The 7,706-nt window shown below is 72.9% G+C and carries 9 protein-coding genes; 3 read left to right on the top strand and 6 right to left on the bottom strand.

Going from position 1 to position 7,706, the window contains the following annotated elements; all coding sequences use genetic code 11:
• A partial coding sequence (locus tag FV230_RS21270) for a DUF4142 domain-containing protein (RefSeq protein WP_147843814.1) occupies positions 1 to 390 on the top strand: 390 nt, incomplete at its 5' end.
• A gap of 183 nt (positions 391 to 573) precedes the next feature.
• On the opposite strand, the gene FV230_RS21275 is transcribed toward FV230_RS21270, so the two are convergent.
• The 3 genes from FV230_RS21275 to FV230_RS21285 form a co-directional block, all read right to left on the bottom strand.
• The gene (locus tag FV230_RS21275; RefSeq protein WP_147843815.1) at positions 574 to 1,239 is read right to left on the bottom strand and encodes a carbonic anhydrase; all 666 of its coding nucleotides are present in this window, start codon (positions 1,237 to 1,239) and stop codon (positions 574 to 576) included.
• Positions 1,240 to 1,303: 64 nt separating this feature from the next.
• The gene (locus FV230_RS21280) at positions 1,304 to 1,828 is read right to left on the bottom strand and encodes an NUDIX domain-containing protein (protein WP_147843816.1); all 525 of its coding nucleotides are present in this window, start codon (positions 1,826 to 1,828) and stop codon (positions 1,304 to 1,306) included.
• A 20-nt stretch (positions 1,829 to 1,848) separates the two neighbouring features.
• Positions 1,849 to 2,622, bottom strand: a complete 774-nt coding sequence (locus FV230_RS21285) for a DUF429 domain-containing protein (protein ID WP_147843817.1) — start codon at positions 2,620 to 2,622, stop codon at positions 1,849 to 1,851.
• 84 nt (positions 2,623 to 2,706) lie between these two features.
• On the opposite strand from FV230_RS21285, the gene FV230_RS21290 reads away from it, so the two are divergent.
• Together FV230_RS21290 and dut are read left to right on the top strand one after the other, a co-directional pair.
• On the top strand, positions 2,707 to 3,594 hold the full coding sequence (locus FV230_RS21290) for a CoA ester lyase (RefSeq protein ID WP_147843818.1): 888 nt from the start codon (positions 2,707 to 2,709) through the stop codon (positions 3,592 to 3,594).
• The gene (gene dut / locus FV230_RS21295) at positions 3,591 to 4,064 is read left to right on the top strand and encodes a dUTP diphosphatase (protein WP_147843819.1); all 474 of its coding nucleotides are present in this window, start codon (positions 3,591 to 3,593) and stop codon (positions 4,062 to 4,064) included. The genes FV230_RS21290 and dut overlap by 4 nt, the downstream gene beginning before the upstream one ends.
• Positions 4,065 to 4,260: 196 nt before the next feature.
• On the opposite strand, the gene FV230_RS21300 is transcribed toward dut, so the two are convergent.
• The 3 genes from FV230_RS21300 to FV230_RS21310 form a co-directional block, all read right to left on the bottom strand.
• A complete protein-coding gene (locus FV230_RS21300; protein ID WP_147843820.1) occupies positions 4,261 to 6,126 on the bottom strand; it encodes a glycoside hydrolase family 15 protein in 1,866 nt (621 codons plus the stop codon).
• Between the two features lie 83 nt (positions 6,127 to 6,209).
• Complete coding sequence (denD, locus tag FV230_RS21305) at positions 6,210 to 7,190, bottom strand: D-erythronate dehydrogenase (RefSeq protein ID WP_147843821.1); 981 nt, start codon at positions 7,188 to 7,190, stop codon at positions 6,210 to 6,212.
• A gap of 210 nt (positions 7,191 to 7,400) precedes the next feature.
• A partial coding sequence (locus FV230_RS21310; RefSeq protein WP_281408310.1) for a nucleotide-binding domain containing protein occupies positions 7,401 to 7,706 on the bottom strand: 306 nt, incomplete at its 5' end.

The following is a 7,706-nucleotide window of genomic DNA, read 5'->3' on the forward strand; positions in this document are numbered from 1 at the left end:
GCCGCGGGCGTGGTCGGCGGGACGCTGAACGGCGGCCCGGTCGGCGGCCTCGAAGGCCTCGGCTCGGGCGCGCAGCGCGGCGCCGCAGCGGGCAGCCGCCTCGGCAATGCCGACGTCGATCAGACGGCCGGCACCACGGTGGTTCAGCCCAGCCCCGAGCAGCAGGCGATGCTGGCGGAGCTCTCCGCCACCCCGGCGGGCCCGCGCTTCGACCGCCTCTACGTGAGCCAGCAGGTCCAGGCGCACCGCATGACGATCGGCATGACCGAGGCCTACGCCTCGTCCGGCCCGAACCCGGCGCTTCGCACCTACGCACAGCAGGCCCTGCCGGTGCTGCAGCACCATTACGGCATGGCCCAGCGCCTGCCGGGCGCCCGCGACGCGATGTAATCGTCCGATCCCGCTCGGCGCCGACGCCGAGCGGGGCTCATGAGACAGGGCGGCAGGCGCGAGCCTGCCGCCCTTTTCGTTGGTCCGGGCTTTCGTCGGTCCTGGCCCTTCCGTTCCGATCGATCTCGGATCGAAAGGCGAGGCGGGTGCTCTCGAAGGAAAGCACCCGCCTCGCCGGACGCGTCAGCTGCAGCTCATCATCGCGGAGGGGCGCAGCGGCTCGCCGCTCCGATCGACCGCCTGCGCGAAGTCCCCGGTCTCGGGATTGCGGACCAGCAGGTCGCCCGTGGCCACGCCGAAATGCGCGCCGTGCAGCTTCAGGGTGCCGGCCTCGACCCGTTCCTTGATGAACGGGAAGGTCATCAGGTTCTCGAGGCTCTGGCTGACCATCGCGTGCTCGAGGCGGGTGAGGTATTCGGGCGCGCTCGAATCGCCGGCCTTCGCCTCGGCGGGCTCGACGAGGGAGACCCACTTGCCGATGAAGTTGCCCTTCGAGAGCGGCTTGGCCTTGTTGGCGTAGGCCTTGATGCCGCCGCAGCTGGCGTGGCCGAGCACGACGATGTTCTTGACCTCGAGGCCCTGCACCGCGAACTCGATCGCCGCCGAGGTGCCGTGATAGTCGCCGCCGGTCTCGTAGATCGGCACGATGGCGGCCACGTTGCGGATCACGAACAGCTCGCCGGGGCCGACGTCGAAGATCGCTTCCGGCGCGACCCGGCTGTCGCAGCAGCTGATCACCAGCGTCTCGGGCTCTTGGGCGGTCGCCAGCTCGGCGAAGCGCTTCCGCTCCGTAGGAAAGCGGCCGGAGAGGAAGGAACGGTAGCCGTCGGTGAGCGCGGTCGGAAACATGGGTCCTCCTGACAATCGAGAAATTCCGTCACGGAACGAGTGGCCTGAGCCCCCTGTTCCACGCTCAAGTTTGCTGCCAGGTCAGGATGATCGGGGCGTCTGGAACGTTTCCGGCGACGAGGCGCTCGGCGAGCTGACCGAGGCCGGCGGGCTCGATCCGCGCCTCGGTGGCGAGCAGCTCGGCCACCGTCCACCAGCGCGTGCCGTGCAGCGGGTTGTCTTCGGTCTCCATCAGGCGGCTGGTGTCGATCCGGTCGTCGGGCAGACGCACCAGGAAATTGCGCTCGCGTGCATCGCGCGACTGCCGGAACAGGTGGAACGGGCCGTCGCAGGCCGCGACCTGCGGGCCGATCGCGCAGTCGGCCCGGCCGATCTCCTCCGACAATTCGCGGCGGCAGGCCGTGACGTGGTCCTCGCCGGGCTCCAGCCCGCCGCCCGGCATGAACCAGAACCGCAGCGGCGTGCCGTCCGGCGCATGCGCGTGCACCGATTCGTACTCGATCAGCAGCAGCCGGTCGGCGGGATCGAACACCAGCGCGCGGGCGACGTAGCGGATCGCGGGGTTCGGGTCTCGGGTCTGTTCGCTCATGGCCCAGGTCGTTAGCAGACTTAGCGTGGCTCGCGGGATTCGGCCCGGTTGCCCCCCTGAAGCGGCGCCGGCATCCAGATCACCGCCGGCAGGCCGTGGGCGTCGCGCTCGGGCAGGTCCGGCAGCGGGCTCGCGCGGCCGAGGAGGATGTCGCGGGCGACGACGAGGCCGGCCATCGCGTCGAGGTGGTCGTCGGCACCGACGCCGCGCGGCCGTGCGCCGTGAACCAGCGTCTCCGGCAGCCCGGCGGCGACGAGGAGCGCCCGGCGCAGGTCCAGCCCGGCCTGCCGCTGCGGCCCCTTCTTGCCCGCCGCCAGCGCCCGGTCGCCGTTGAGGCGGCGGAAGGCGATCTCGGGATGGACCTCGTGCAGGCGCGCCGTCAGCGCCGGCCGCTCGCGCAGCAGGGCGTCCACCGCGCGGATGTAGCGGAAGATGTTGAAGCACTGGATCGAGGGCGCGAAGGGCGGCGCGCTGCCCGCGCGCGACAGCGCCTTGGCGGTCTCGTAGTCGTCGGCGAAGATCGCCGCGCGCGGCGGCACCGGGAACACGCTCGACCGGCCGGCGCCGAGATAGGCGCGTGCGGCCCGGTCGGCCGCCCGGCCTCCGCCCGTCGCGCGGTCCGGCAGTCCGATCGGCACGTCGATGCCGACCGAGACCGGCGCTTCCGGTCCGTCGAGGCACTCGGCGACGGTGGAAAACAGGGCCGCGCGGTGGCGGCCGGGATCGTCGAGGTCGAGCAGCACGCCGGCCCAGGCGCCGCGGCAGCCGTCGAGTCCCGCGATCCAGCGCGCCATTCCCGCTCCTTGTCTCGCCGTCCGGAGAACGCTATCGGCGCTTCTGTCTTACGGACGTCGCCCCGCCGACGGAAAGATGCCGCCATGACCGAGATCCGTCCGCGTCGCAGCGTGCTGTCCCTGCCGGGCTCGAACCCGCAGGCCCTGGAAGCGGCTCGCACCCTGCCGGTCGACGCGGTGCTGCTCGATCTGGAGGAGACCGTCCCGCCCGAGGCCAAGGACGTCGCGCGCAAGACGGTGGCCGCCGCGGTGACGGGCCGTGCCTACGGTCATCGCGAGGTGGTGGTCCGCATCAACGCGCTCGATTCGGCCCACGGCGAGGCCGACCTCGCGGCGATCGCCGCGGCCGGCCCCGACGCGATCCTGGTGCCGAAGGTGAGCGGCCCCGACGCCCTGGTGGCCGTCGGCGCCCGCTTGAGGCGCCTCGGCGCGGCGCCGGCGCTGCGGATCTGGGCGATGATCGAGAGCCCGCTCGCGGTGCTGCAGGTCGGCGCGATCGCCAGCGCCGCGCGCGACGTCGACACCCGCCTGTCCTGCCTCGTGGTCGGCACCGGCGACCTCGCCGCGGCGACCCGGATCCGCCGCGGCGTCCCCGGCCGCCCGGCGCTGATGCCGCTGCTGATGAGCGTCGTCGCCGCGGCCCGCGCCTACGAGATCGACGTCATCGACGGCGTGTTCGAGGCGACCGCCGACGAGGCCGGCTTCCGCGCCGAGGCCGAGCAGGCCCGCGACGGCGGCTTCGACGGCAAGGTGCTGATCGATTCCGCGCAGATCGCCGCCGCCAACGCGGTGTTCGGCCCGAGCCCGGATGCGGTCGCGCAGGCGCGTGCGGCGATCGCCGCCTTCGCCGCGCCGGCCGCCCGCGAGCGCGGCACGGCCGCGTTCCGGGGCCGAACGATCGACCGATCCCATGCCGATGAGGCCCATCGCATCGTCGCCCTGGCCGACGCCATCGCGGCGCGCCGGCCGTGAGCGACGCGCTGCCCGAGGTCGGCATCCGCGGGCTCGATCCGCGGCTGGCGGGGTGGGGGTTTCCGCGATGGGGCTCGGCCCAGGCCGCCGGCCTCGACCTCCATGCCTGCCTCGACGCGGCGCTCGACCTCGCGCCGCAGGGGCCGCCGGCGCTGATCCCCGCGGGCTTCACGGTGCTGATCCGCGATGCCGGCTGGTGCGGGCTGATCTTCCCCCGGTCCGGCCTCGGCCATCGCGCCGGGCTGGTGCTCGGCAACGGCACCGGGGTGATCGATGCCGACTACGAGGGCCCGCTGATGATCTCGGCCTGGAACCGCAACCCGGCGGGCGACCCGATCCGGATCGCGCCGGGCGAGCGCATCGCGCAACTGGTGTTCACGCGGGTCGCGCGGCCGCGGCTGGTCGTGACCGACGCGGATGAGCCGGCATCGGCGCGGGGCGTCGGCGGGTTCGGGTCGAGCGGCCGGTGACGAGGCCGAAGGATCGCGCCTCTTCTCCCTCCCCCCTCTGCGGGGGAGGGTGGGCCTCGCATCAGCGAGGGTCGGGAGAGGGGAGCGACCTATCCGGATAGCGCGCTCCCCTCTCCCGACCCGCTTCGCGGGCCACCCTCCCCCGCAGAGGGGGGGAGGGAAGAGAGCGCGGTCAGCCGAAAGCCCCACGCTGCGTCTACTCCGCCGCCGCCTTCGCCGGAACACATCCCTCCTCGGGCAGGCCGAAGCGGCCGATCGTGTCCTGCAGGCGCAGAGCCGCGTTGATCAGCGCCATGTGCGAGAAGCCCTGCGGGGTGTTGCCGCGCTGCTCGCCGGTCTCCGGGTCGATCATCTCGGCGAACAGCCCAACGTCGTTGCCGCGCGCCAGCAGGCGCTCGAACGCCGCCTTGGCCTCGCCGGTGCGGCCGTCGAGCGCCAGGCAGCCGACGCGCCAGAAGGCGCAGGCGGTAAACGTGCCCTCGTCGCCCGCGAGACCGTCGTCCATGCGGTAGCGGTAGATCAGGTCGCCGACGCCGAGCTCGTCCTCGATCGCGGCCAGCGTCTTGCGCAGGCGCGGGTCGCTCGGGTCGATCGCGCCGAACAACGCCACGCGCAGCACCGCCGCGTCGAGGTGGTGCGAGCCGTAGGCGCCGGTGAAGGCCTGCCGCTCCTCGTTCCAGGCCTTCTCCAGGTAGTCGGCGCGGATCTCGGCGGCGATCCGCTCCCAGGTCTCGATCTTCTCCGGCGGCACGCCCGCGATGTTGCGGCCGATCCGGGCGGCGTCGTTCAGCGCCACCCAGAGCATCGCCTTGGTGTGGAGCTGGTGGCGCGGGCCGGTGCGCAGCTCCCAGATGCCGTCGTCGGCCTCGTCGCGGCAGGCGATGGCGCGGCGGGTGAGGTTGTCGAGCACCTCGGGCAGGCGGTCGTGGACCTTCTCCGGCGGGTCGTACTCGACCGCTTCGAGGAAGACGCAGAGCGCACGCACCAGCTCGCCGTAGATGTCGTGCTGGTCCTGGCCCTCGGCGGCGTTGCCGATCAGCGGCGGCCCGACGTCGCGCCAGCCAGAGAGGTGGTCGAGCTCCTCCTCCGGCGGCATCGCCTCGGCGATGCCGTAGAGCAGCTTGGTGTCGCGGCCGAAGCTGCCGTCCGCTTCGCGCAGGAAGCGCAGGAACTCCGAGGCCTCGCGGACGTAGCCGAGCATCACGAAGGCGGTGACGGTGAAGGTCGCGTCCCGCATCCAGGTGAAGCGGTAATCGTAGTTGCGGTTGCCCGGAACCGCCTCGGGCAGGCCGGCGGTGGCCGCCGCGACGATGGCGCCCGACGGCGAGTAGGTCAGCAACTTCAAGCACAGGGCCGAGCGCAGCACCGCGTCGCGATAGGGGCCGTGATAGGTGCAGCGCTCGCTCCAGCGCCGCCAGTAGTCGATGGTCGCCGCGACCCGGCGCTCGGCGCCGGCGAAATCGTCGATCGCGGCCCGCTCCCCGTCCTCGCCGTGGGTGAGGACGAGGTAGGCGGTCTCGCCCGCCGCGATCGCGAACCGGCTCACGGCGACCGCGCCGTCGAGCCTCGGCTCGGGCGCGGCGTTGACGCGGAGCCGCTGCTTGCCGGCCTCGAACAGCACCGTCGCGCCGTCGGCGATCGGGATGCCGTCGCAGCGGGCGTAGTCGAAGGTCGGGTGCACCAGGAAGCGCCCGGCGACGTGGCCGTCGATGCAGGTGAGCAGGCGGATCAGGCGGCTCTCGCCCTCGCCGTCGGGCCCTTCCTCGGGCTCGGGGGTCGGCGGGTTGACCGGCATCACGTCGACCAGCCGGGCGCTGCCGGTCTCGGTGACGAAGGTCGTCTCCAGCACGTTGGTCTCGGGCAGGTAGCGCCGCGAGGTCGAGCGCAGGCCCTCGAACGCGATCCGGCAGGAGCCGCCCTTGTCGTCGTCGAGCAGCGCGAGGAACAGGGCCGGCGAATCGTGACGCGGCCAGCACAGCCAGTCGACCGAGCCGTCGCGGGCGATCAGCGCGGTCGAGTGGGTGTCGCCGATGACGGCGTAGTCTTCGATGGGCTTGTACAAGGCGATGCGTTTCCCGGAGGCTCGACCCGTTCTAACGCGTCGCATCCCCGGTTCGACCGTGCCTGACGAAATGTCACATAGGTTTATGTCCCGGCGTGGAATTCGGCGACGTGCTCGGCGACGATCGCGTCGAACGAGGCGTCGGCGGTGAAGCCGAGGTCGAGCGCGCGTTCGGTGGCGAAGGCCTCGGGCCAGGTCTCGATGACGCGGGCGACGGCCGGATCGGGCTCGCGGCGGATCAGGGCGACCGCCTTGTCGCCGCCGACCTTGCGCAGGGCCTCGATCTCCTCGGCCACGGTGGCCGACACCCCCGGCAGCGTCAGCGCGCGCCGCAGCCCGAGGCGGGCGAGGTCGAGCCCGGCCGCGTGCAGCAGGAAGCCGATCGCGGCCGAGGGGCTCGCGAACCAGTGGCGCACGGTCTCGGGCACCGGCAGGATCGCCGGCTGGCCGGCCAGCGGCTCGCGGATGATGCCGGAGAAGAACCCCGACGCCGCCTTGTTCGGCTTGCCCGGGCGCACGCAGATCGTCGGCAGGCGCAAGGCGATGCCGTCGAGGAAGCCGCGGCGGGAATAGTCGGCGACCAGCAACTCGCCCATCGCCTTCTGGGTGCCGTAGGAGGAAGCCGGCGTGACGATCCAGTCGTCGCCGATCACCGGCGGCAGCGGCGGCCCGAACACCGCGAGCGAGGAGGTGAACACCACCTTCGGCCGGTAGCCGTCGGCCAGGTGCGCGCGGCGGATCGCATCGAGCAGCAGGCGGGTGCCGTCGAGGTTGACCCGGTAGCCGAGCTCGAGGTTCGCCTCCGCCTCGCCCGAGACGACGGCTGCGAGGTGGAAGACGAGGCCTGGCCGCCCGGCGATGGCGGCGTCGGCCGCGCCCGGCGCGGTGAAGTCGGCGGCCTCGGTGCGGACGTTGCCGGCGAAGCCCGCGGGCGCGTCGGGCTGGACCACGTCGATCAGGGTCAGCGCGTCGAGCGGCGCGCCGCCGACGGCGCCGGACGCGACCAGGGCCTTGGTGAGCCGGCGGCCGATCATGCCGGCGGCGCCGAGGATCAGGGCGTGCATGGGAAGCTCCTTGGTCGGCATGTTCGGCCGCGATCGATCTGCGTTGCCCTACCGGCTCCCCCCCGCACCCGAGTCGGGCCTGCCCGACTCGGGCACACGACTTGGGCACACAAGGTGCGGATCTCGGGCAAGCCCGAGATCCGTCGGGGGGAGCGAAGGCGCGACGAGACTTTCGAAGGCGGTCAGGGAAGCGAGAAGCACCCGTATCGCTCACTGCATCAGGGCGAGCGCGCGCAGGAAGAAGTCGCGGCCGCCGAAGTTGCCGGATTTCAGCGCGAGCAGCATCGGATCGCCGCCGGCCGTGCGCAGGACGGGGACGCCGGCGGCGATCTCGGGGCCGAGCTGGAAGGCTTTCAGCCCGAGATGGTCGACCACCGCGCCGGAGGTCTCGCCGCCGGCGACCACGAGCCGGCGGACGCCGCGGGCGACGAGGTCCGCGGCGAGCCGCGCCAGCGCCGCCTCGATCGCCTGGCCGACCGCGGCGCCGCCGTGCCTGGCCTGGAGCGCGCGCACCGC

It is taken from the genome of Methylobacterium sp. WL6 (assembly GCF_008040095.1).
Lineage (GTDB): Bacteria > Pseudomonadota > Alphaproteobacteria > Rhizobiales > Beijerinckiaceae > Methylobacterium.